Below are 22,313 nucleotides of genomic sequence, written 5' to 3' on the forward strand. Positions count from 1 at the left end.
CTCGGCGTGACCGCCGTGCGAAGGGTGGTCACCGCCCGGTCAACCGGCAACGGCGGACCGGGCGGGAGCATGGTCGGGCCGCAGCCCGTCGGTGGAGGATCCGACCTCCGCGAACCTGCGCGCCGTTTTCTCCTGCACCGGGCGGCGGGCCCGGCGCGAGGGTGCCGCCACGACGGCGGTCGGCAGGGTGAACCACACGACCTTGCCGGACTCGCCGTCCGGGCGGACGCCCCAGCTCTCGCTCATGGCGGCCACCATCGCCAGCCCGCGCCCGCAGGTCGCCAGCGGCTCGGCGTCGTCCACCACGGGCATCCGCGGGTCGTGGTCGTGCACCGAGACCGTGAGCCGGTCGAGGAGGAGCTCTATCTCCACCGTGCAGGTCTTGTCGGGCTGGGCATGCCGGTGGACGTTGGACAACAGCTCCGTCACGCCGAGCGAGGCCCGGTCGATCAGGGCGTCCAGATGCCAGTAGCGCAACTGCGCAGATACGATTCTGCGGACCTGGCCGATCCGCGACGGCAGAGCTTGGAGCTCCACCGTGCAGTGTCTGTTTGGGTAGCTGATCACGGCTGCGACTCCCCGACGTGAGGTCCGGAAGAACACGGAGTTCGGATCCAGCAGGGCGCCTTCAGGACGCTGCCGCCCGCTGTCGTGGCCGGCGGGCTGGTTCGCAGCGTTATCGCCGGTAAACCCAGAGTGACGTGAGACCAGAGTGACGCAGGGGGTGAGGTACCGCAACTCGCGGACATCTCAGTCGCCACGCCCCGCCGCTCGGCGCACGGCCTCGATGAACCGCCGTGCCGCGGGCGGCCCCGGCTCGCCCGGGGCGGGGTCGTGATCGCCCAGGGTGAGCAGGTACCGATTGCCGTTGAGATCCGCCGTGGCCCGGTCGTCGGGACCGAACCAGGGCTTGGACGCGCGCACCGCCTGTACCGGCGCGCTGTCGATCTCACTGCCGTAGCTGGTCAGCAGCTCGACCCGGCCGTCGCTGATCCGGACCTGCCCGGCCCGGGTGAGCGAACGCAGCCGCTTCCCGATCCGCACGCCCGTGGCCTTGAACTCCGGCTCCGCCATGCCACCCGCCCCCTTGTGCGCTCGGTGTACCGGCCCGCGCTCCCCGCGGCGCCCGGTACGGGCTCTGCCCTGATCCAGTGTGCCTCGGAAGCCTGCTCCGGCGGTGCGTCGTACCCCTCGGTACCTCTAGCCGGTATCCCGTGCGGGTCCTCGGTCCCGCGGTGAAGTCTGCCCGCACCCGGCGTCGAGCACCAGTACGTGCGACCCCCTCGCCGGGGGGCGCCCGCAGCACACACGCGAATGCGCCCCCGGGACCGCGCGCCCCCTTGCCCCGGCCTCTGCCCCTGGGGGCGCTTTGGGGGGCTCAAAGATGCGTTTATGCAGGTGAGAAGCGTGTGGAAGCTGCTTATCATCGAGGTGTCGGCCGCGCGACGTGCCGTCGGCGCGCACCGTTAGGAGCACCTCGTGAGCACTCCCCAGAAGACCCGGACCGGCGTGACCCTCGACGTCGACCACAGCGACGCCGGCTACCGCGCGTGGCTGAAAGAAGCCGTCCGCAGGGTCCAGGCCGACGCCAACCGCTCGGCCGACACACACCTGCTCCAGTTCCCCCTGCCGGAGCGATGGGGCATCGACCTGTATCTGAAGGACGAGTCGACCCACCCCACCGGCAGTCTCAAGCACCGGCTCGCCCGCTCCCTCTTCCTCTACGGCCTGTGCAATGGCTGGATCCGGCCGGGCCGGCCCGTGATCGAGGCCTCCAGCGGTTCGACGGCCGTCTCCGAGGCGTACTTCGCGAAGCTCATCGGCGTTCCCTTCATCGCCGTCATGCCGCGCACGACGAGCACCGAGAAGATCCGCCTCATCGAGTTCCACTCCGGACGATGTCACTTCGTGGACGACCCTCGCACCATGTACGAGGAGTCCGCCCGTCTCGCTGCGGAGACCGGCGGCCACTACATGGACCAGTTCACCTACGCCGAACGGGCCACGGACTGGCGCGGGAACAACAACATCGCCGAATCCACCTTCCGCCAGCTGCGCCTGGAGCGGTATCCCGAGCCGGCGTGGATCGTCGCCACGGCGGGCACCGGCGGCACCTCCGCGACCCTCGCGCGCTACATCCACTACATGCAGTACGACACGCGCGTCTGCGTGGCCGACCCGGAGAACTCCTGCTTCTTCGCCGGCTGGACCACCGGCGATCCGGACGTCGCGTGCGACTCCGGCTCCCGTATCGAGGGCATCGGCCGGCCCCGTATGGAACCGAGCTTCGTGCCGGGCGCGATCGACCGGATGATGAAGGTGCCCGACGCGGCCAGTGTCGCCGCCGTACGGGCTCTGGAGCGCGCCATCGGCCGCAAGGCGGGCGGCTCGACGGGCACGGGTCTGTGGAGCGCGCTGAAGATCGTCGCCGAGATGGTGGCCGAGGGCCGGCAGGGCAGTGTCGTGACCCTGCTGTGCGACCCGGGGGACCGGTATCTCGACAAGTACTACTCGGACACCTGGCTGGCCGCCCAGGGGCTGGACATCGCGCCCTACACCACCGCGATCGACTCGCTGCTGGAGACGGGCGTCTGGCCCGACTGAGGCCGGGCCCGCGGAGTCAGGCCGCCAGGGGCCCCAGAGTCAGGCCGCCAGCCTCCGCTCCAGCGCGGAGACGGCGTCCCGGAAGGCACGCGCCTGGCCGATGCGTATCGGCTTCATGGCGAGCCGGTACGCCGCCGTCCCGTCGGTGGCGAAGGTCCACCGCACCCGGGTGCCGTCGCCGGCGGGCGCGAGCCGCCACTCCTCGACGATCGCGCGCACCCCGGGCACGTTGGTGACGTCGACGCGGTAGGCGTACACCTCGGATTCCTCCGCCGCGATGACGGACTCGCGGAACCGGACGCCCCCGCTGAGCGTGATGTCGCGGCCGGCGCCCCCGTCGACCGCGCGGGCGACCGTCACCTGCGGAAACCAGTCGACCCAGCCGGGCACGTCCGCCAGCGCGCGGTAGACCGCCTCCACCGGAGCCGAGATCACCAGCTCGGAGACATGCCGCACGGGCGCGATCCCGGCGAAGTCGAGCCCGACCGGGCGCAGACGGTGAGCCATGGACGAAGCCCTCCTCGCACGGAACGGGCGATGACCGGAAGCGTCACCCCAGGGTCTGCCTGACAAACCCCCGCCTGCTCCGCGGCGTCTGGCACGCACGCTCGCCGCGTTGCCGAAACGCCCACGTGGCTCCGCCACGATGGTGCTCCGGCGCCTTGCGATCGCACGCACCAGACGCCGCGGAGCCCGTCCTTCGGGCGGACGACGGGGATTTGTCAGGCAGACCCTAGCTGGCGGTCCGTCAGCTGTCTGCCCCGTCCTCGGGCTCCCCGGCCACCACCAGCCGCCGCAGATGCTCCACGACCACGCCGCGGGCCTCGTCCGGCAGACCGGCGTCCGTCACGAGTGTGTCGATCCGCTCCAGGGAGGCGAACGAACTCAGGCCCACCTTGCCCCACTTGGTGTGGTCGGCGACCACCACCACCCGCCGGGCCGACTGCACGAGCCGCCGGTTCGTCTCGGCCTCCGCGAGGTTCGGCGTCGACAGACCGGCCTCGACCGATATGCCGTGCACACCGAGGAACAGCAGGTCGAAGTGGAGCGCCGCGATCGCCTGGTCGGCCACCGGCCCCACCAGCGAGTCGGACGGAGTGCGCACACCACCGGTCAGCACGACTGTGGCCGCGCCCTGCCTCGGGCCCGAGGTGCGCTGCGCCGCGTGGAAGACGTCCGCCACCCGCACCGAGTTGGTGACCACCGTCAGATCCGGCACGTCCTGCAACTGGTGCGCGAGCGCGAAGGTCGTCGTACCGCCCGACAGGGCGATCGCCGCGCCCGGCGCGACCAGCTTGGCCGCGGCCCGCGCGATGTCCTCCTTGGCGGTCAGCTCCAGGCCCGACTTGGCCTCGAAGCCCGGTTCGTGCGTACTCGCCTCGACCACCGGGACCGCGCCGCCGTGCACTTTCTCCAGAACGCCCTGGCGGGCCAGCGCGTCGAGATCGCGGCGGACCGTCATGTCCGACACGCCGAGCTTGCGGGTCAGCTCGTTGACCCGGACGCCGCCCCGGCGGCGGACCTCGTCGAGGATCAGGGATCGCCGCTGCTCCGCGAGGAGGTTCTGATTCTCGCTCACGTACGCTCCGGTCCTTTCGCCTCAATGCCGTCCGACTCGCCCGGCACACCCGCCCCCACTAGGACATTCTCCCCGGGCGCCGATGCGCGGACGTCTCATCCTCGCATGTCGCGGAGTCGGCGGCGCCACCGACTGCTCGTCGCGCACATGTCACTTGTGGCTCATCCGTCGCTTCCCAGGGTCACGGATCGGGGAGATTCCGTGACAGGAGGTGTGCGGCGCCCCGAAAGCGGAGATCCTTGTGCCCGCACGGACAGAGCCGACGGCGTGTCACGGGGGAAGTGCGAATCAGTGGAACGTGCGCAGGAACAGGTCTCTACCGGCGGGCCGGACCAGCCCGGCGGGCGGCCCGGCGAGACCGGGACCGCCCTGGAACTCCTGGTCCACGGCGTGGGCGGCACCACGCCGCAGGACATGCTCAACGATCCGCGGACGGTGCGGATCACCGGCGACAACATCGCGGCCGTCTTCCGGCGCGCCGACGACGTCGACGCGGAGACCAGCCCCGACGCCCACCGCCGTGACGGACCCGTGCCCGAGGCCTACGTCTGGTGCAACCTCACCTCCGGTAACGGCACCCGCGCCCTGTGGCTGTTGCTGCTGCCGTTCATGGTCGTCAACCTCGCCCACTGGATGCGCCCCACCGCCCGCGGCCGAAGACGCACGGTGCGCCTCTACGGCCTCCTCGTACGGCTGGCCGGGCTCACCCTGACGGTGCTGCTCGTCGCGGCGGCCTGCGAGGTCGCCCTCGACCTGGCGGCCTGGCAGTGCGCCGGCACTACCGCCTGCGCCGACCGCCATTCCTGGCTGGGCTTCCTCTCGCCCACCGTCTCGGACGGCGGCTGGTGGAGCAGCCCCGGCCGCAGGCTGGCCCTCGCTGCCTTCGTCCCCACCGCCCTGACCGCGCTGCTGTGGTACCTGTCCAAGCGCACCTGGACCGACTACGAGTCCCAGCAGCCGATCGAACGCGCCCCCGAGCCCGACGACGGCAGCCCGACCGCGCTGGGCCGGCCCGGGTTCTGGTACGGACGCCGGCTGGTGGCCCGGCTGCGCGCCGCGCACACCGCCGCCGGACTGATCACCGTCGCCGCCGCGGTCGCCGGCGCCGCCGCCCGCCGCGACCGCGAGCCCGGCGGCCCCGCCGTACTGAACATCCTGGGCCTGCTCCTGGAGGCGGCCCTCGCGGCCTGCGCGGTCGCCGTGGTGTGGGTCGTGTGCCGCCGGGGCCGCAGCGAGAGGCGCCTCGACCGGGAACTCGACGAACGTTGTGTACGACGCCTGCCGGTCGCCGCGCTCGTCCTGCTCGGTCTCACCCTGCTGTACGCGGGGTGGGAGCGCCCCGGCTGGGAGTCGGCCGGGCGGCTGCCGGGCGACATGACCTTCGGCGGCATCGCCCTGGTGCAGGGGCTGCTCGTGCTCGTCCTCGCCGTCGTCGCCCACGCCCTGCATCGCACCGACCCCGACCGGCGGGCCGTGCTGCGCGGCCTCGGCGGACCGGCCGTCGCGATGCTGGCCTGCGCCCTGGGCGGGGTGATGTCCGGCGGCGTGTCCCAGCGCGTGTCCGACTGGCTGGACGGAACCGGCACGTCGATCGAGGGCCCACCGGTCCTGCTGACCTGGCAGGCCTCCGTCATCCCGCCCCTGATCGTGGTGCTGCTGGTGCTCTTCGGCTGGCTGGGCCGGCGCGCCTGGCAGCTCGCCCGCGCCGAGCGCGACGCCGTGGCACGGGACTACCCGGACGAGGCCCAGGACCGCGCCCGGACCCGCCGTATCGCCTACACCCGCGCGATGGCGGCGCTCACCGACCGGGGACCCCGCGTCGTCGCCGTCACCTCCGGTGTCACCCTGCTGCTCGGCGCCGGAGCCCTGGTGGGCGCCCTGACCACCGACGAGACACCCGGGAAGGCCGCGCAGGGTTCCTACCCCGTCGTCCACGGCGCCGCGGAGACCGCCCAGGCCCTCGGCTCCTGGCTGATCGGCCTCGGCTTCATACTGTTCGTCACCTGGGGCCGGCGCGCCTACAAGGACGCGGCGGCCCGCCGCACCATAGGCATCCTCTGGGACGTCGGCACCTTCTGGCCGCGCGCCGCCCACCCCTTCGCCCCGCCCTGCTACGCCGAACGCGCCGTGCCCGACCTGACCTGGCGGATGGCGACCTGGACCCGGACCACCGGCGGACGGCTCGTCATCTCCGGCCACTCACAGGGCAGCGTGCTCGCCGCCGCGGCGGCCTGGCAACTCGCCCCCGCCGCCCGCAAACGCGTCGCGCTCCTGACCTACGGCTCCCCGCTGGAACGCCTCTACGGCCGCTGGTTCCCGGCGCACTTCGGCCCCGCCGCGCTCGGCTCACTGCACCGGGAGGTCGACTGCTGGCGCAACCTCTACCGGCTCACCGACCCCATAGGCGGCCCGATGCGCCTGCCCGAGGACCGTGGCCACCAGGTCGACCACGGCCCCCTGAAGGACCCGCTCGCCTACGGCCGTACGGATCTGCTGCCGCTGCCCGCGCCGATCCTCGGCCACTCCGACTACCAGGCCGACCCGGCGTTCGCCGAGGAACGCCGCAAGCTGCTGGCCCGCCTGACACCGGGTCTGCCGGCCCCGCGGCACCCCGGCGAGGCGCCCTGCCCGGGCCCGGAGGAGGATCCTCAGAGCAGCTCGGGCAGATCCTCGTCGTAGAGCAGCGTCAGGTCGTCCGTGCTCGGCTCCGCGACCTGGGCGACGCGGCTCGCGTGCCGCTCCACCATCGCCTCGAACGTCTGCCGCGCGGTACGGCCGTTGCCGAAGGCCGGGCCCTTGGGGAGCTCCGTGAAGTACTTCCCCAGGGCCTCGGCGGCGCCCGGCGCCAGCCGGTACTCGTGCTCCTCGGCCTGCTGCTCCACGATCCGCAGCAGATCCTCGGGGCCGTAGTCGCTGAAGGTGATGGTCCGCGAGAAGCGGGACGCCACACCCGGGTTGACCGACAGGAAGCGCTCCATCTCGGCCGTGTAGCCCGCCACGATCACCACGACCGCGTCCCGGTGGTCCTCCATCAGCTTCACCAGCGTGTCGATGGCCTCCTTGCCGAAGTCGCGGCCCGCGTCCTCGGGGGACAGCGCGTACGCCTCGTCGATGAACAGCACGCCGCCGCGCGCCTTCTCGAAGGCCTCCTGGGTGCGGATCGCGGTCGAGCCGATGTGCTCGCCGACCAGGTCGACCCGGGAGACCTCGACCAGATGGCCCTTCTCCAGCACACCGAGGGAGGCGAGGATCTCGCCGTACAGCCGCGCGACCGTCGTCTTGCCGGTGCCGGGGGAGCCGGTGAAGACCAGGTGCCGCTTGACCGACGCCGCCTTCAGGCCGGCCTGCTGCCGACGTCTGCCGACCTCGATCATGTCGGTGAGGGCACGCACCTCGCGCTTGACGCTCTCCAGGCCCACCAGCGCGTCCAGTTCACCGAGGACCGCCTTGGACGTGCGGGACGGCTCCTCGGGCTCCACGGCCGGGGCAGGGGGCTCCGGTTCGGTGCGCTGTCCCGGGAGGGCGCCCAGCAGACCGGGGGAGTGGCTCACCGTCTGCACGGCCGTTTCCCGCGCCGCGGTCGCCCTGAGCCCCGCGCTCTCGTCGCTGGTGCAGTCCTCCACCACGGGGCCCGTGCCGGACGACGCGTCCGAGCCGCTGTCCGCGAACTCGTAACCGCCGCGCGTGCACCGCTCCGTGCGGCACTTCCTGAGCGTCGTACGGCTGCCGTCGATCACATGGAAGCCGTAGCCGCCGCTGCCCGTCACCCGGCAGTTCTGGAAGCTGCCGCGGCCTCCGGCCGAGACATAGACCCCGGCCTCCGCCGGGGAGTCGATGGTGCAGCGCTCCACGGTGGGGTCGGCGCCCTTGGTGACGATGACGCCGGTCTGGGTGCCGTCCAGCGTGCAGTTGCTGAGGGTGCCGCCGCTGCCGTGGTCGCGGAACCAGGCGCCCGTCGCCGCGTCCCGGATCCGGCAGTCGTCGAGCTGGGCGGTCGCGCCGTCGCTCACCGACACGGCCGTGTTGCGCACCTGCGACAGGTCGCTGTCCACGACGTCCGCGCGCGAGCCGCGGTCGAGGACGAACAGCGCGTCCGGCACGTCGTGCACCCGGCAGGAGTCGAGCACCGCCGTGGCGCCGTCGCTCACCCACACCGCCGGATAGTCGCCCGTGCTGTCGAAGATCTCGCACTGGTTGGCGTCCACGCGCGTGCCCGGGTCCCACACCGACAGGCCGTTGCGCCCGAACTGCCGCACCGTGGTGCGCGTCAGCGTGAGGACCGAACGCGAGCGCAGATCGACCGCGTTCTCCGGGATGTCGTGGATACGGCAGTCGGCGAGCGTCAGCACGGCGTCCGTGTCCAGCGTGACGCCGTCGGCCGTCGTCCGGTGCACATCGCAGTCCGTGAGGTGCGCGGTGGCCCGGCCAGTGATCTGCACCCCGCTGCCCCGGACCTCGTAGATCTCGCAGCCCACCGCCTCCAGCGCCGAGTTCTCCCCGGTCGCCGACAGGCCCGAGCCCGAGGTGTGGTGCACCCGGCAGCGCTCCAGACGGGGGTGGGCGCCGCCGCGCACGGCCACGCCGGACTGGCCGGCCGCGACGACCTCGCACTCCTCGAACAACCCGCCCGCGCCGTCGAGTACGGCGATGCCGACGCCCGCCGGATTGTCGACCGCGCAGCGCCGGACCGTGGGCCGGGCGTTGCCGCGGACCTCGATGCCCGCCGCCGAGCGCGTGACGACCCGCACGTCCCGCAGCTCCGGTGTGCCCTCCTCCACCAGCACGGCCGGGGCCGCCGAGTCCTGGCCCTCCACATGCAGGTCCTGCACCACCGCCGAGGCGCGCACGGTCAGAGGCACCCCGTCCAGCGGCGCGATCCGCACCGAGCCGGGGGAGCCCTCGGGCCCCCGCAGGGTCACCGAGCGCTGCACGACGAGGTTCTCCCGGTAGGTGCCGGGGGCGACGGTGAGGACGTCTCCGTCGGCCGCGGCCTCCAGAGCGGCGGCGAGCGATGCGTACTCACCCGTGCGGCGCCGCCACCGCGACGTGCCGGTGTGCGTCACCTGGACCGTGCCCTGTGCCATGGTGTAGCTGTGCCCCCACCTCGGTCGTACTGATGGCTCGTTCGCCCTCGGGGCGCTTCAGCCCGTGTCGTGAGTCGCGGCCGTGCTCGGCCTCTGTGGCCTGCGCGCGCACGCGGCAGCGACACCGGCGCGCCCCTCCTGCTCGCTCGCGCGCGGGTTGTGCCGATCGTCTCGGCCGGACCACCGTAGCGTGCGCGCGGGTGATGGGTTGACCAGAGTCGAAAGGCCGTCTCAGCTGCCGGTGCCCGTCCTGCCCCAGTCCGGGCCCGCCTTGTCCCATGCCTGGTCCCAACGGGCGTACCTGCGGCGGACCATGCGCCAGACGATCAGCCGCCTGGCGCCCTCCACGAGGCCGCCAGCCGCCAGGGCCGCGCCTATGCCGCCGATGACCGCGTGCGTCGACGCCGTCGCGGGGTCGAGCGGGCGGGCCACCATCCGGCCCTGCCGGTCGGTCCATATCCGGAACTCGTCGCCCTGCTGCGGGTCCTTGAGGCCCGCCAGGACCGGGCCCTGGTGCGCGGTGCCGTCCGGGGCGGTCCAGTCGGCGAGGACGCGATTGCGCAGGTCCCTGCCCGACGAGGTCTCGGGATCGGCGTCGAGGGGGGAGCGGTCCAGCTTGCGGACCACCGTGGCCGTCACCTGATGCCGGGCCTCGTGCTGTGCCCGGACAGACTGCTGCAGCGTGTCCTGGGCGGCGACTCCGACGAAGGATCCGGCCACCGGGGCGACCAGGAGGATCAGCAGCAGGGCCGCCAGCGCCACCCACGCCTCGGCCAGATCGGTCGCCCGGCACAGTGGATTGCGCCGCCAGCGCCAGAGTCCCCTGATCGCACGCACCGACCGCACCCCCTTCCCGCTCCGTGATAACCCCCCGCGGAGCCCTCCACGCGCGGACCCGTAGAAGAGAGAGCCAGATCACCTCTCACGGGTCTCTCATGAACTTCTCACACCAGGCCAACGCCCGGGCCCGCGGCCCTGTTCCCATCCCGGTCGGGGACCTCCCGCCCGCGCCGCTCGAGGATCCTGACCGGGTCCCCGACCTGGATCGTGCCCTCGGAGAGGGGTACCAGGTTCTGCCCGAAAACCAGCTTGCCGCCGAGCCGACGGTGCTGCCCGAGGCTGTACAGGGGCTCGCGGCCGCGCTCGCCCGAGCCCTGGTCGGTGGTGGTCACCACGCACCGGCCGCAGGGCTTCGCGACCCGGAAGGACACCTCCCCGACGGCGATGCGCGACCAGGTGTCCTCGGCCCAGGCGTCGGTGCCCGCGACGACCACGTTGGGCCGGAATCGGTTCATGGGCAGCGGGCCCTCGTCCGCGTGGTCGCCCTGCGCGATCAGGGTGTTGAGGGCGTCGAGCGAGGCCGCCGTCGTGAGCAGCAGCGGGAAGCCGTCGGCGAAGGAGACGGTCTCGCCGGGGCGCGCGTACTCGGGGTCGACGGGTCGGCGTGTGGCCGGATCGGGCATGTACACCAGGCGCGCGTCGATGCCGAGGTAGGCGCTGCACCAGGCGTGCGCGGCCTCGTCCTCGGCCGGGACCGCGTCGACCTTGTCGCGGAAGATCTGCACCGGCACCATGCCGAGGGGCCGGGGAACGGGCACCGTCAGCGGCTCCATGCCGGGCGCGGACAGCCGGACGCCGCCGTCCGGGAGGAGATCCGCGGCGGCGGTCGCGAGGCGCGGCTGCTGGCGTTGCGTGACGACCCTTCCCCCGTCGTCGATCAGCACCCAGCGCCGGTCTCCGGCCAGCCCCCAGGGCTCGACGACGGCCTTCCGGGGCGCCAGGCCCCGGACCGCCTTGACCGGATGGACGTGGATCGAGTGCAGACGTGCGTTCCCCATGGGGTCATCGTGCCAGCCGGCACCGACAACCCCCGGGACCGCTCAGTACCCGCGGTACTGCTGGTTGTTGTACGGGTCCTGATAGGGAGCCGGTGCGGGGCGGGGAGCCGCCGGGCGCATCGCCTCGTAGCCGCCGGGCGCCGCCGGGCGGGGCTGCTGGGGCTGAGGGCCGGGATAGCCGCGCGGTGCGGAGGCCTGCTGCGGGATGTACGCCGCGGGCGCCTGCTGGAGCGGGGCGGGCTGCTGCGCCTGCGGATAGCCATAGGCGGGCTGGGAGGGGGCTGCCGGGAGGGCGGGCAGCGCCGACGGGAGGGCGGGCAGGTTGCTGCCGGGCATGTCGTATTGCGCGGGGACCCGGATCGGGGCGATCTGCGGGGTGCCCCGCTCGGCGACGAGCCTGTCGTAGATCGGGGTGTCCGGGAAGGAGGCGGAGTAGTAGCCGCCGCCATAGGTGGAGCGGGGGGAGGTCATGCCACATAAGTTAAGCCAACGATGTGCTGGTTGGGGAGACCGATAAGAGGGTTGTTTTCCGCGTCCCCCGTGACCTGGGATCCCCAATGCGAGCGAACTCGCCAAAAAAGGGCACCGAACAGGGTTCTGATCCTGTAAAGGCCGAGTTCCGAGCCGGTTACCAGGGGTTGGCCGGCGGTCTTCCGGCGGCGGCGCATGGGAGTTCGCCGCGCGGAGGAATAGGTTGTGCGCACGGAACTCGACAGGCGGCCGGGATGTGCCTGGCGCGGTGATACGCGATGGGGGCGGACATGCAAATGCTGAAAGGTTCAAACACTCCTGTGCCTACCGCGGCACTGCGCGTGGAATTGGGCTGGCGGACCGGACCTGGCGTGCCCGACGCGGACGCTTCCGCTTTGCTGCTGGTAAGCGGGAAGGTGCGTTCCGACGCGGACTTCGTCTTTTACAACCAGCCCGCGCACTCCTCCGGCGCGATCCGCCACGAGGGCAAGCGCCACACCGACGGCCGGGTGACCGACGCGCTCCTCGTCGACCTCACGCGCGTGGAGCCCTCGATCGAGACGGTCGTCCTCGCCGCCTCCGCCGACGGCGGCAGCTTCGGGCAGGTCCCGGACCTGTACATCGAGGTCCAGGACGCCGGCCGGAGCACTCCGATGGCCCGCTTCGACAACCCGGGCGCCACGAGTGAAACCGCTTTCGTGCTGGGTGAGTTCTACCGCCGCCAGGGCGCCTGGAAGTTCCGCGCCGTCGGGCAGGGCTACAGCAGCGGGCTCGAAGGGCTGGCCACGGAGTACGGCATCACGGTCGACGAACCGCAGCGGACGGCCCCGGCCGCGGCAGCGCCCCCGCCCGCGGCACCGGCGGCACCTGCGCCGGTTCGTCTGACCAAGGTGACGCTCACCAAGGCGGCCCCCTCCGTCTCGCTCACCAAGCAGGGCGGCACCTCCGGCGCCCTCCATGTGAACCTCAACTGGGAGGTGCGCAAGCAGTTCTCGGGGTGGAGCGGCAAATTCGGCCGCCCGGCCGCGATGCACTCCGACCTCGACCTCGACCTGTGCGCGCTGTTCGAACTCACCGACGGCAGCAAGGGCGTCGTACAGGCCCTCGGCAACGCCTTCGGAGCGCTGCACCAGCCTCCGTACATCCACCTCGACGGCGACGACCGCACCGGCGCCGTGGCGGCCGGTGAGAATCTCACCGTCAATCTCGACCACAAGAACGCCTTCCGGCGCCTCCTCGTCTTCGTCACCATCTACGAAGGCGCCCGCTCCTTCGCCGACCTGAACGCCACCGTCACGCTCCAGCCGCAGTACGGCGCCCCGATCGAGTTCTCCCTCGACGAGTGCACGGTCCCCTCACCGGTGTGCGCGCTCGCCCTGATCACCAACACGGGCGGCGATCTGGTCGTCCAGCGGGAGGCGCGCTATCTGGTGCCCGAGCGCGGGGTCAGCCCGCAGCGCACGGTCGACTACGCCTACGGCTGGGGCATGAACTGGACCCCCGGCAGGAAGTGACCGCCCTTCCCGCCGACGGCCGTCAGCCCTCGTCGGGCACGGCTTCCGGACGGGCGTAGGTGCGGCCCTTCCAGGCCGCACCGCGTCCCCGGTAGTGCTGCACCGCCGAATCGACCGTCATGAGGAGATAGAGGAACGCGGTGAACGGCAGCAGGGGAGCGAGCCACAGCGGCTGCCGGTAGTAGCGGAGCATCGGGACGTACGTCCCGGTCATCACCAGCCACGCCAGTCCGCCCGTGGTCGCCGCCGCCGCGCTCCCCGCGGCCAGGCCGGCCACGACCGCCACCGGCGGCACCAGGTACACCAGTGCCAGCCCGGCGACCGTGCCGGCCAGCAGCAGGGGGTTGTGCCGCAGCTGGGCGTACGCGCTGCGCGACACCATCCGCCACAGGTCGTGCAGCCGTGGATACGGCCGCACGCTGTCCACCCGGTCGGCGAGCCCCAGCCAGACGCGCCCGCCGCCGCCCTTGACGGCCCGGGCGAGAGCCACGTCGTCGATGACGGCGTGCCGGAACGCGTCCGGGACCCGCACCCGCTCGGCGGTCTCCGTACGCAGCAGTACGCAGCCACCGGCTGCGGCGGCCGTCCGCGTGCCCTCCTTGCCGATCCGCCGGAAGGGGTAGAGCTGCGCGAAGAAGTAGACGAAGGCCGGCACGACGAGCCGCTCCCAGGCGCTCCCCACCCGCAGCCGGGCCATCTGCGAGACCACGTCGAATCCTCCCGTGCGGGCCGCCGCCACCAATTCCCGCAGGCTGTCCGGCGCGTGCGCGATGTCGGCGTCCGTCAGGAGCAGATACTCCGGATCACGCGCGCGTGCCAGGGTGATGCCGTGGCGCACCGCCCACAGCTTCCCGGCCCAGCCCGGGGGCGGTTCGCCCGGCGAGCCCACGGTCAGCGGCAGCCCGCCGTGCAGGCGCGCCAGTTCCCGCGCGAGCTCACCGGTGCCGTCCGAGCTGCCGTCGTCGACGAAGAAGACCTCCGCCCGCCCCGGGTAGTCCTGAAGGAGCAGGGACGGCAGCGCGGCGGGCAGCATCGCCGCCTCGTCGCGGGCGGGGACGACGACGCACACGGAGGGCCACGCCTCCGGGTCCCGGCGGGGCGGCAGTCGCACGTCTGTGCGCCAGAAGAAGCCCTGGCAGAGCAGCAGCCACAGCCAGGCGAGAAGTGATCCAGCGGCGGTCCACACAACGGCGCTCACGCGCGCAGTCTGCCCCACCGGGCCTGCCCGGGAAGGCTCATCGTCTATCGTGATCGGGTGAAGATCGCGCTCATGGACTCCGGAATCGGTCTGCTGGCGGCCACCGCCGCGATGAGGCGTCTGCGCCCCGACGCCGATCTCGTGCTCTCCCTCGACCCCGACGGCATGCCGTGGGGACCGAGGACCCCGGAGGACCTGACCCAGCGTGCCCTGGCCGTCGCCGAGGCGGCCGCCGAGCGCCGCCCCGACGCCCTGATCGTCGGCTGCAACACCGCGACCGTGCACGCGCTCACCGCCCTGCGCGCCCGCCTCGAACCGGGACTCCCGGTCGTCGGCACCGTCCCGGCGATCAAGCCCGCCGCGGCCGGCGGCGGGCCCATAGCCATCTGGGCCACCCCGGCCACCACCGGCAGCCCGTACCAGAAGGCCCTGATCCGTGACTTCGCCGGCGGAGTGCCCGTCGCCGAGGTGCCCTGCTGGGGCCTCGCCGAGGCCGTGGAACACGCGGACGAGGCGGCGATCGACGCCACCGTGGCCGCGGCCGCCGCGCTGACCCCCGACGAGGTGACGACCGTCGTCCTGGGCTGCACCCACTACGAACTGGTCGCCGAGCGCATCCGGGCCGCCGTCCAGCGCCCCGGCCGCCCGCCCCTCGTGCTGCACGGCTCCGCGGGCGCCGTCGCCGCCCAGGCCCTGCGCCGGCTCGGCGAGCAGCCCGCACCGGGAGCCCCGCCCCACGGCACCCTGACCGTGCTGCTGAGCGGACGCGAGGGCACGCTGCCCGCGCCCGCCCTGGCGTACGACGAAGGGCGACTGCTCCAGGCGGTCACCCCCGCACGCTGACCGGCACCTGTCACCGGCCGTAGCCCGTTCCGGACGGGCCTCCGCCGGTCGGCGCAGTCACGCTCCGCCACGAGGTACCGGCGGAGCGAAACCTGAGTAACCTCATATGCATGAGGGACCACCCCCACGGCGAGAACACCTCCCACTCGCACCCCGATGTCTGGACCGGCCGTGCCACCAATCGGGTCCAGTGGCTGCTGGCGCTGGTCGGTGCCGCCTGCCTGGCGCTGGGCATCGAGCTGGCCGTCGACTCGGCGTGGAGGTCCGGCGCCGCGCTCGTCATGGCCGTCGTCGGGTGCATCGCCGCCGGGCTGCTGGTCCTCTTCGGAACGCTCGCCTTCGTGCACGTCGCGCTCCGGGTCGACGACGAGCACCTCGAGGTGCGCTGCGGCCACATCGGGCTGCCCCGCCGTCGTATCCCGCTCTCCCATGTGGCGGGCGCGACGTACCTGCCGTATGTCACCCCCCGGCACTGGGGCGGCTGGGGCTACCGCTGGCGGCCCGAGAAGGGCACCGCGGTGGTCGTCCGCCGGGGTGAGGGCGTCGTGCTGGAGCTGTGGGACGGCCACACCTTCACGGTCACCGTGGACGACGCGGAGGCGGCCGTGCAGGTGATCAAGGCACGGCTGCGGCCCACCAAGCCGGAGGCTCCCGCGCACTGAGCGCGGTGGATCGCCGGCCGTGATCACCGGGGCGGCCTCACCAGGCAGGCGTACGTCCGGCGCCGCGCGGGTGGGTGTCCGGGGCGCGGGTCGCCTGCTCGTCGGCCCAGGGGCGTGCCGTGGCCGTCCCCGCCAGCAGACCCGCACCGACCGACACCGCGGTGAAGCTCAGCGCGTTGCCCATCGCGGCGATGGCGGCGAGGGCCGTCAGGGTCGCGCCCGCGGTGAGCACCACCGGCGTCGGGCGCGGACCGCGCCACAGCGCGTACAACACCCAGCCGAACGCCGCCGCCATCAGGGCCACGCCCACGAGGCCCTGCTCGGCCGCCTGCTGCAGAGGCGCCGAGTGGGGCTTGCCGTCGGACAGCAGCGACTGGGCGGAGGTCGTGCTCAGCTCCCCGAAGCGGCCCGGGCCGACCCCCAGCACGGCGTCCTCGCGCAGCAGCTGCCACGCGTCCTCCCAGAGTCGTACGCGGTGCGGAGTCAGCCGCCCTTCGAGGGCGGCCACCAGCCCGCCCGGTACGGCCCGCGCGGCAACCGCCCAGGCCAGACAGGTCACCAGGGCGGCGACCGCGGCCAGGAGGACCAGGCCGGCGCCGCGACGGCGGGTGCGGCCCGCGGCGAGCGAGCACAACAGCACCGCGAGGCAGGTGACGCAGCCGGTGGTCGAGCCGAGCACGGCCGCCAGTACCGCGGTCCCGGCGGCCAGCAGGCGCAGGGCGATCCGGGCGGCCGGAGCGGCGGCGGCCCAGGCCGCGCAGCACGCGGCACCGGCGGACAGCGTCAGCACGGCCGCCGTGGCCCCGGCATGTCCCAGGGGCGCGGTGATCTGCGGGCCCGGAGCAAGATGCGGAACGGCCACGGTCAGCGCGACACCCGCCAGCGCACCGGCGCAGGGCGTGCCGACCGGCAGCAGCGCCCCGCCGATCCGCCCGGCCGCGTAGCCGGCCGCCACGGCCAGCACCGCGAGGAGCACCCCCTCGGGCCGGCCCTCGTGCACCGCGGCCGTGAGCAGGGACCAGCCCGCGCACGCTCCCAGCACCACGACGCCCGCCGCATCGGAAACGATTCTTCTCTCGCCGTCCGCGTCCAGTCCGGACGCGGACGTCAGCCCACGTGAACCCACCCCGCCCCGCCCCCGCACCACGTCGCCCCCGACCTGTGAAGACCCCCGGCCGCACCGGCCGTAACCGGCCGCACGACTGAAACTTCGGCACACCGTAGCCGCTGGTGGACGGTTTGTGGATGTGTCGTGACGAAATGAGCAGGAACGATGCTGCGGGGGCGGGGCCACGCCGCGCGTGGACCCCCGTACGGTGTGCTGCCGTCGACCCTCGGACCGCGCTGTCGGCCTCAAGGTCACGCGCCTTAGACTCCGGGAGTGACCGTCACCGCAACCTCCGTCGGCGAGTCGGACCAGTTGGAGCCGCGGAACGCGCCCCGGGCGCGGACGTGGGCCCGGCGTCTGCTTCCGGCCGCCGCAGCCGCGCTCTCCGGCCTGCTCCTGTACGTCAGCTTCCCGCCCCGCACCCTCTGGTGGCTGGCCCTGCCGGCCTTCGCCGTCTTCGGCTGGGTGCTGCGCGGCCGGAGCTGGAAGGCGGGACTGGGCCTCGGCTACCTCTTCGGCCTCGGCTTTCTGCTGCCGCTGCTGGTGTGGACCGGAGTGGAGGTCGGGCCGGGCCCCTGGCTCGCCCTGGTGGTCATCGAGGCGGTCTTCGTCGCCCTGGTCGGCGCGGGCGTCGCGGCGGTGTCGAAGCTGCCCGCCTGGCCGCTGTGGGCGGCCGCCGTGTGGATCGCCGGAGAGGCGGCACGCGCGCGTGTGCCGTTCGAGGGCTTCCCCTGGGGGAAGGTCGCGTTCGGTCAGGCCGACGGGGTGTTCCTGCCGCTCGCGGCCGTGGGCGGTACCCCGGTGCTCGGCTTCGCCGTGGTCCTGTGCGGCTTCGGACTGTACGAGGTCGTCCGCCTGGCCGTGGAGACCCGGCGGACCGGGACGGTACGACGGGCCGCCGCGGCCGTGGGCCTGCTGAGCGTGGCCGTCCCCGTCGTGGGCGCCGTGGCCGCACGGCCGCTGGTCAGCGACAAGGCCGAGGACGGCAGCGTGACCGTCGCGGCGATCCAGGGCAATGTGCCCCGCGCGGGCCTCGACTTCAACTCCCAGCGCCGGGCCGTGCTCGACTACCACGCGCGCGAGACGGAACGCCTGGCCGCCCAGGTCAAGGCCGGCAAGGTCGCCCGTCCCGACTTCGTCCTGTGGCCGGAGAACTCCTCCGACATCGACCCCTTCGCCAACCCCGACGCCCGCGCCGTGATCGACAAGGCGGCCAGGGCCATCGGCGTGCCCATCTCGGTCGGCGGCGTCGTCGAGCGCGACGGCAAGCTGTACAACGAGCAGATCCTCTGGGACCCGGCCAAGGGCCCCGTCGACACCTACGACAAGCGTCAGATCCAGCCGTTCGGCGAGTACCTGCCGCTGCGCTCGTTCATCGGCGCGATCAACAAGAACTGGACGGCGATGGTCCGCCAGGACTTCAGCCGGGGCACCGAGCCGGGCGTGTTCACCATGGACGGCGCCAAGGTCGGCCTCGTCACCTGCTACGAGGCCGCCTTCGACTGGACCGTGCGCTCCGAGGTCACCGACGGCGCCCAGATGATCTCCGTGCCGAGCAACAACGCCACCTTCGACCGCAGCGAGATGACCTACCAGCAGCTCGCCATGTCCCGGGTCCGCGCGGTCGAGCACAGCAGGACCGTGACGGTGCCGGTGACCAGCGGAGTCAGCGCGATGATCATGCCGGACGGCAAGATCACGCAGAAGACCGGCATGTTCGTCGCCGACTCACTCGTTCAGAAGGTGCCGCTGCGGTCCTCCCAGACCCCCGCCACGCGGCTCGGCATCCTGCCGGAGATCGCCCTCGTGCTGGTCGCGGCCGGCGGACTGGGCTGGGCCGTCGGCGCCGGTCTGCGCGGACGACGCGCTGGTGACGTATAGCCGTACGCCCGTCGCACGCTGCCTGAATCGCGCGAGACACCGCGACCGGCCGATTAGGGTCGTGGGCATGGCTACTCCTGACTTCATCCGGACCCTCCGCGCATCGGCCGGCCATCAGCTGCTCTGGCTCCCCGGAGTCACCGCCATCGTCTTCGACGACCAGGGCAGAGTGCTGCTCAACCGCCGGTCCGACACCGGCAAGTGGTCCGTGATCGGCGGCATCCCGGACCCGGGGGAGGAGCCCGCGGCCTGCGCCGTACGGGAGGTCCACGAGGAGACGGCCGTGCACTGCGTCGCCGAGCGGGTCGTCCTCGTCCAGGCGCTCAGCCCCGTCACCTACGACAACGGTGACACCTGCCAGTACATGGACATCACCCTGCGCTGCCGGGCCGTCGGCGGCGAGGCACGGGTCAACGACGACGAGTCGCTGGACGTGGGCTGGTTCGACATCGACGCCCTGCCCGAACTGAACGAGTTCGGCCTGCTCCGGATCAAGCAGGCTGTGTCGGACACCCCCACATGGTTCGACCCCACTGCCCCCAGCTGAACTATGGGGCGTGACCACATGGGGCCGGGCAGGGGCGCTTTCTAAGGTCGACGCATGACCGCGCCCCGTGTCTCCCCGGCCCCCCACGCCTCCTCGCTCGACCTCGGCGGCCGCACCGCGCTCGTCACCGGCGCCGCCGGCGGCATCGGCCGCGCCTGCGCGCTGCGGCTCGCGGCTGCCGGGGCGAAGGTGAGAGCCGTCGACCGGGACGCCGCGGGCCTGGAGACGCTCGCCGAACAGGGCCACGGCCTCGCGGGCACGGTGGAACCGCACGTCCTCGACCTCACCGATCTGGACGCCGCCGAAGAGGCCGCCGCGGGCACCGACGTGCTCGTCAACAACGCCGGGCTCCAGCTGGTGCGCCCCATCGAGGAGTTCCCGCCCGACGCCTTCCACCTGGTGCTCACGGTGATGCTGGAGGCACCGTTCCGGCTCATCCGCGGTGCGTTGCCCCACATGTACGGCCAGGGGTGGGGCCGCATCGTGAATGTGTCGTCCGTCCACGGGCTGCGTGCCTCGGCCTACAAGTCGGCCTATGTGGCCGCCAAACACGGCCTGGAGGGACTCTCCAAGACCGCCGCCCTGGAAGGCGCACCCCACGGAGTCACCTCGAACTGTGTGAACCCCGCCTATGTGCGCACACCCCTGGTGGAAAAGCAGCTCGCCGACCAGGCGCAGGCGCACGGCATCCCCGAGGAGCGCGTCCTGTCCGAGGTGCTGCTGCAGGACAGCTCCCTCAAGCGGCTCATCGAACCGGAGGAGGTCGCCGAGGCCGTGGTGTATCTGTGCGGCCCGCACGCGTCCTTCGTGACCGGCACGTCGCTCGCGCTCGACGGCGGCTGGACCGCCCATTGATCTCCTGGCCCGGCAGTGTCGGTTCCCGGGTTATCCACAGGGCTGACGGGACGGCCGGGTCATGGTGAATCCTGTGAGCATGTCCAGCGATCACGTGCAGTCAGCCGAGCGCTCCGCCGCCGGTGCCGTCGAAGCGCCGGCGGCCGAGGCCGAGGTGCCTCCGGCGGACGCCGAGATGCCTCGGGCCGACGCCGGGATGCCTCCGGCCGATGCCGAGACGCCCTTCCTCGAGCTGCTGGCCCGGGGCGCCTCCGCCGACGCCTACGAGCAGCCGGTGCTGCTCGCGCGCGCCGAAGGCCGGTCCGCGGAGTGGATCGCCGCGCTCCAGCGGGCCAAGCCGCTCGCGCTGCGCGTGCGCTCCGAGCTGGAGGGACGGCGCCGTCGCGAGGCCGAGCTGTCCGCCCTGTTCGAGACCGCCCACGACCTCGCCGGGCTGCGCGACCTCGACGCCGTGCTCCAGGCGATCGTGCAGCGAGCCCGTTCGCTGCTGGGCACGGACGTCGCCTATCTCAGCCTGAACGACCCGGCGAGAGGCGACACCCATATGCGGGTCACCGAGGGCTCGGTCGCGGCTCGTTTCCAGCAGTTGCGGCTCGGCATGGGGGAGGGCCTCGGCGGTCTGGTCGCGCAGACCGCCCGCCCGTACGTCACCGACGACTACTTCAAGGACGACCGCTTCCAGCACACCCGCACCATCGACGCGGGCGTGCGGGACGAGGGGCTCGTGGCCATCCTCGGCGTGCCGCTGATGCTCGGGCACCACGTCATCGGCGTGCTCTTCGCCGCGGACCGCCGGGCCCGGGTCTTCGAGCGGGAGCAGATCGCCCTGCTCGGCTCCTTCGCCGCCCTCGCCGCGGCCGCCATCGACACGGCCAACCTGCTCGCCGAGACCCGGTCGGCCCTCGCCGATCTGGAGCTCGCCAACGAGATCATCCGGGACCGCAGCGGCGTCATCGAGCGGGCCTCCGATGTGCACGACCGGCTCGCCGAGCTGGTCCTGCGGGGCGGCGGGGTGCACGACGTGGCCGCCGCGGTCTCCGAGGTCCTCGACGGCACGGTCGTCTTCGCCGAGGCCGCCGCCGCACCGGCCGAGGCCCTGGAATCGTCCCGCGCGGACGGGCACGCCGTGCGGTTCGAGGACGACTGGATCGCCGCTGTCGCAGCAGGTGGGGAACTGCTCGGCGCCCTGGTGCTGCGGGGCCACCCGGGGCTCGACCCCGTCGACCAGCGCACCCTGGAGCGCGCCGCCATGGTCACCTCCCTGCTGCTCCTCGCCCGCCGGTCCGCCGCCGAGGCCGAACAGCGCGTACGCGGCGAACTGCTCGACGACCTGCTGGACGCCCGCGACCGCGATCCGCGCCTGCTGCGGGAGCGCGCGGCCCGACTGCACGCCGACCTCGACGCCGTCCACGTGGTGCTGGCCGCGCGTCTCGAAGGCGGCGCGGCCGACGCCGACCAGGAGGCGGACTCCCGCAGACGCCTGGCGGCCGCGGCGTCCCACCTCGCCGCCACCCGGCACGGCCTGGCCGCCGCGCGCGACGGAGGCACCGTCCTGCTGCTGCCCCTCGGTCCCGGCGACAGCGCCACCGACCTGGCCCGCCGCGCCGCCCGCCACCTGGGCACGGCGGTCCACACGCCGGTCACCGTCGGAGCCTCCGCACCCGCCGAGGACCTCGCCACCCGCACCGACGGCGTGGCGACGGCCTACGCGGAGGCCCGGCGCTGCCTCGACGCCCTGCGGCTGCTCGGCCGCTCCGGGGACGGGGCCGCCGCCGAGGACTTCGGCTTCCTGGGGCTGCTCCTGGCCGGCGACCGGGACATACCCGGCTTCGTCGACCGCACCATCGGCCAGGTCGTCACCTACGACCGACGACGCGGCACCGAACTGCTGCGCACCCTCGACGCGTACTTCGCCTGCGGTATGAGCCCCGCCCGCACCAAGGACGAACTGCACGTCCATGTGAACACGGTCGCCCAGCGCCTGGAGCGGGTCGGCCGCCTCCTCGGCGACGACTGGCAGACCCCGGCCCGCGCCCTGGAGATCCAGCTAGCCCTGCGTCTGCACCGGTTGTCGGAGCCCGGACGGCACTGACCCCCGTACGTGACCGGCACGGACGTACGGGGGCTGG

At 73.0% G+C, this 22,313-nt stretch carries 19 protein-coding genes; 9 read left to right on the plus strand and 10 right to left on the minus strand.

Translation table 11 applies throughout. From position 1 onward, the window contains the following. Positions 1–39: 39 nt before the first annotated feature. Together KJK29_RS35840 and KJK29_RS35845 are read right to left on the minus strand one after the other, a co-directional pair. Positions 40–567 carry an ATP-binding protein gene (locus KJK29_RS35840; protein WP_215123347.1) on the minus strand — a complete coding sequence of 176 codons (528 nt, stop codon included), beginning with the start codon at positions 565–567 and terminating at the stop codon, positions 40–42. Positions 568–750: 183 nt separating this feature from the next. Next, entirely contained in the window at positions 751–1,074 is a 324-nt protein-coding gene (locus KJK29_RS35845; protein WP_215123349.1) for a hypothetical protein, read from the minus strand. 405 nt (positions 1,075–1,479) lie between these two features. On the opposite strand from KJK29_RS35845, the gene cds1 reads away from it, so the two are divergent. Next, entirely contained in the window at positions 1,480–2,604 is a 1,125-nt protein-coding gene (cds1, locus tag KJK29_RS35850; protein WP_215123351.1) for an L-cysteine desulfhydrase Cds1, read from the plus strand. 39 nt (positions 2,605–2,643) lie between these two features. On the opposite strand, the gene KJK29_RS35855 is transcribed toward cds1, so the two are convergent. Further along, positions 2,644–3,111, minus strand: a complete 468-nt coding sequence (locus KJK29_RS35855) for an SRPBCC family protein (RefSeq protein ID WP_215123352.1) — start codon at positions 3,109–3,111, stop codon at positions 2,644–2,646. A 241-nt stretch (positions 3,112–3,352) separates the two neighbouring features. Next, entirely contained in the window at positions 3,353–4,183 is an 831-nt protein-coding gene (locus KJK29_RS35860; protein WP_215123354.1) for a DeoR/GlpR family DNA-binding transcription regulator, read from the minus strand. A 291-nt stretch (positions 4,184–4,474) separates the two neighbouring features. Between KJK29_RS35860 and KJK29_RS35865 the strand changes: the two genes are divergently transcribed. Next, entirely contained in the window at positions 4,475–6,862 is a 2,388-nt protein-coding gene (locus KJK29_RS35865) for a hypothetical protein (protein WP_215123355.1), read from the plus strand. On the opposite strand, the gene KJK29_RS35870 is transcribed toward KJK29_RS35865, so the two are convergent. The 4 genes from KJK29_RS35870 to KJK29_RS35885 all read right to left on the minus strand — a co-directional run bounded on the left by KJK29_RS35870 (position 6,832) and on the right by KJK29_RS35885 (position 11,576). Beyond that, positions 6,832–9,267 (minus strand): right-handed parallel beta-helix repeat-containing protein, encoded by a 2,436-nt coding sequence (locus KJK29_RS35870; RefSeq protein ID WP_215123356.1) that lies wholly within the window; start codon positions 9,265–9,267, stop codon positions 6,832–6,834. The two genes, KJK29_RS35865 and KJK29_RS35870, sit on opposite strands and share 31 nt — an antisense overlap. 231 nt (positions 9,268–9,498) lie before the next feature. Next, positions 9,499–10,104 carry an Rv1733c family protein gene (locus KJK29_RS35875; protein WP_215123357.1) on the minus strand — a complete coding sequence of 202 codons (606 nt, stop codon included), beginning with the start codon at positions 10,102–10,104 and terminating at the stop codon, positions 9,499–9,501. A gap of 107 nt (positions 10,105–10,211) precedes the next feature. Beyond that, positions 10,212–11,105, minus strand: a complete 894-nt coding sequence (locus KJK29_RS35880; RefSeq protein WP_215123359.1) for an MOSC domain-containing protein — start codon at positions 11,103–11,105, stop codon at positions 10,212–10,214. Between the two features lie 42 nt (positions 11,106–11,147). Further along, complete coding sequence (locus KJK29_RS35885; protein ID WP_215123360.1) at positions 11,148–11,576, minus strand: DUF6643 family protein; 429 nt, start codon at positions 11,574–11,576, stop codon at positions 11,148–11,150. 296 nt (positions 11,577–11,872) lie between these two features. Here KJK29_RS35885 and KJK29_RS35890 point away from each other — a divergent pair, with 296 nt between their 5' ends. Next, complete coding sequence (locus KJK29_RS35890; RefSeq protein ID WP_215123362.1) at positions 11,873–13,090, plus strand: TerD family protein; 1,218 nt, start codon at positions 11,873–11,875, stop codon at positions 13,088–13,090. A gap of 22 nt (positions 13,091–13,112) precedes the next feature. Here KJK29_RS35890 and KJK29_RS35895 read toward each other — a convergent pair whose 3' ends face one another. Further along, a complete protein-coding gene (locus KJK29_RS35895; RefSeq protein WP_215123363.1) occupies positions 13,113–14,306 on the minus strand; it encodes a glycosyltransferase in 1,194 nt (397 codons plus the stop codon). A 39-nt stretch (positions 14,307–14,345) separates the two neighbouring features. On the opposite strand from KJK29_RS35895, the gene KJK29_RS35900 reads away from it, so the two are divergent. Both KJK29_RS35900 and KJK29_RS35905 read left to right on the plus strand, forming a co-directional pair. Continuing rightward, positions 14,346–15,131 carry a glutamate racemase gene (locus tag KJK29_RS35900; protein ID WP_215123364.1) on the plus strand — a complete coding sequence of 262 codons (786 nt, stop codon included), beginning with the start codon at positions 14,346–14,348 and terminating at the stop codon, positions 15,129–15,131. A 110-nt stretch (positions 15,132–15,241) separates the two neighbouring features. Then, positions 15,242–15,793 carry a hypothetical protein gene (locus KJK29_RS35905; RefSeq protein ID WP_215123366.1) on the plus strand — a complete coding sequence of 184 codons (552 nt, stop codon included), beginning with the start codon at positions 15,242–15,244 and terminating at the stop codon, positions 15,791–15,793. 37 nt (positions 15,794–15,830) lie between these two features. Here KJK29_RS35905 and KJK29_RS35910 read toward each other — a convergent pair whose 3' ends face one another. Beyond that, positions 15,831–16,838 (minus strand): O-antigen ligase family protein, encoded by a 1,008-nt coding sequence (locus tag KJK29_RS35910; protein ID WP_251058020.1) that lies wholly within the window; start codon positions 16,836–16,838, stop codon positions 15,831–15,833. Positions 16,839–17,174: 336 nt separating this feature from the next. Here KJK29_RS35910 and lnt point away from each other — a divergent pair, with 336 nt between their 5' ends. The 4 genes from lnt (at position 17,175) to KJK29_RS35930 (ending at position 22,276) form a co-directional block, all read left to right on the plus strand. Further along, a complete protein-coding gene (gene lnt, locus KJK29_RS35915; protein ID WP_215123369.1) occupies positions 17,175–18,782 on the plus strand; it encodes an apolipoprotein N-acyltransferase in 1,608 nt (535 codons plus the stop codon). 67 nt (positions 18,783–18,849) lie between these two features. After that, positions 18,850–19,329, plus strand: coding sequence for an NUDIX hydrolase (locus KJK29_RS35920; protein WP_215123370.1), 480 nt, complete (start codon positions 18,850–18,852; stop codon positions 19,327–19,329). A 54-nt stretch (positions 19,330–19,383) separates the two neighbouring features. Continuing rightward, entirely contained in the window at positions 19,384–20,184 is an 801-nt protein-coding gene (locus KJK29_RS35925; RefSeq protein ID WP_215123371.1) for a 3-hydroxybutyrate dehydrogenase, read from the plus strand. A 79-nt stretch (positions 20,185–20,263) separates the two neighbouring features. Then, positions 20,264–22,276, plus strand: coding sequence for a helix-turn-helix domain-containing protein (locus KJK29_RS35930; protein ID WP_215123372.1), 2,013 nt, complete (start codon positions 20,264–20,266; stop codon positions 22,274–22,276). The last annotated feature ends 37 nt before the right edge of the window (positions 22,277–22,313 follow it).

The sequence above is a fragment of the Streptomyces koelreuteriae genome, assembly GCF_018604545.1.
In the GTDB taxonomy this organism is placed as follows: Bacteria; Actinomycetota; Actinomycetes; order Streptomycetales; family Streptomycetaceae; genus Streptomyces; species Streptomyces koelreuteriae.

Excerpts from the sequence above, each read along its gene's own strand:
- KJK29_RS35845 (WP_215123349.1), bottom strand. The coding sequence starts at position 1,074 with ATGGCGGAGCCGGAGTTCAAGGCCACGGGCGTGCGGATCGGGAAGCGG.
- KJK29_RS35855 (WP_215123352.1), bottom strand. The coding sequence starts at position 3,111 with ATGGCTCACCGTCTGCGCCCGGTCGGGCTCGACTTCGCCGGGATCGCG.
- KJK29_RS35870 (WP_215123356.1), bottom strand. The coding sequence starts at position 9,267 with ATGGCACAGGGCACGGTCCAGGTGACGCACACCGGCACGTCGCGGTGG.
- KJK29_RS35880 (WP_215123359.1), bottom strand. The coding sequence starts at position 11,105 with ATGGGGAACGCACGTCTGCACTCGATCCACGTCCATCCGGTCAAGGCG.
- KJK29_RS35885 (WP_215123360.1), bottom strand. The coding sequence starts at position 11,576 with ATGACCTCCCCCCGCTCCACCTATGGCGGCGGCTACTACTCCGCCTCC.
- KJK29_RS35890 (WP_215123362.1), top strand. The coding sequence starts at position 11,873 with ATGCTGAAAGGTTCAAACACTCCTGTGCCTACCGCGGCACTGCGCGTG.
- KJK29_RS35905 (WP_215123366.1), top strand. The coding sequence starts at position 15,242 with ATGAGGGACCACCCCCACGGCGAGAACACCTCCCACTCGCACCCCGAT.
- KJK29_RS35920 (WP_215123370.1), top strand. The coding sequence starts at position 18,850 with ATGGCTACTCCTGACTTCATCCGGACCCTCCGCGCATCGGCCGGCCAT.
- KJK29_RS35925 (WP_215123371.1), top strand. The coding sequence starts at position 19,384 with ATGACCGCGCCCCGTGTCTCCCCGGCCCCCCACGCCTCCTCGCTCGAC.
- KJK29_RS35930 (WP_215123372.1), top strand. The coding sequence starts at position 20,264 with ATGTCCAGCGATCACGTGCAGTCAGCCGAGCGCTCCGCCGCCGGTGCC.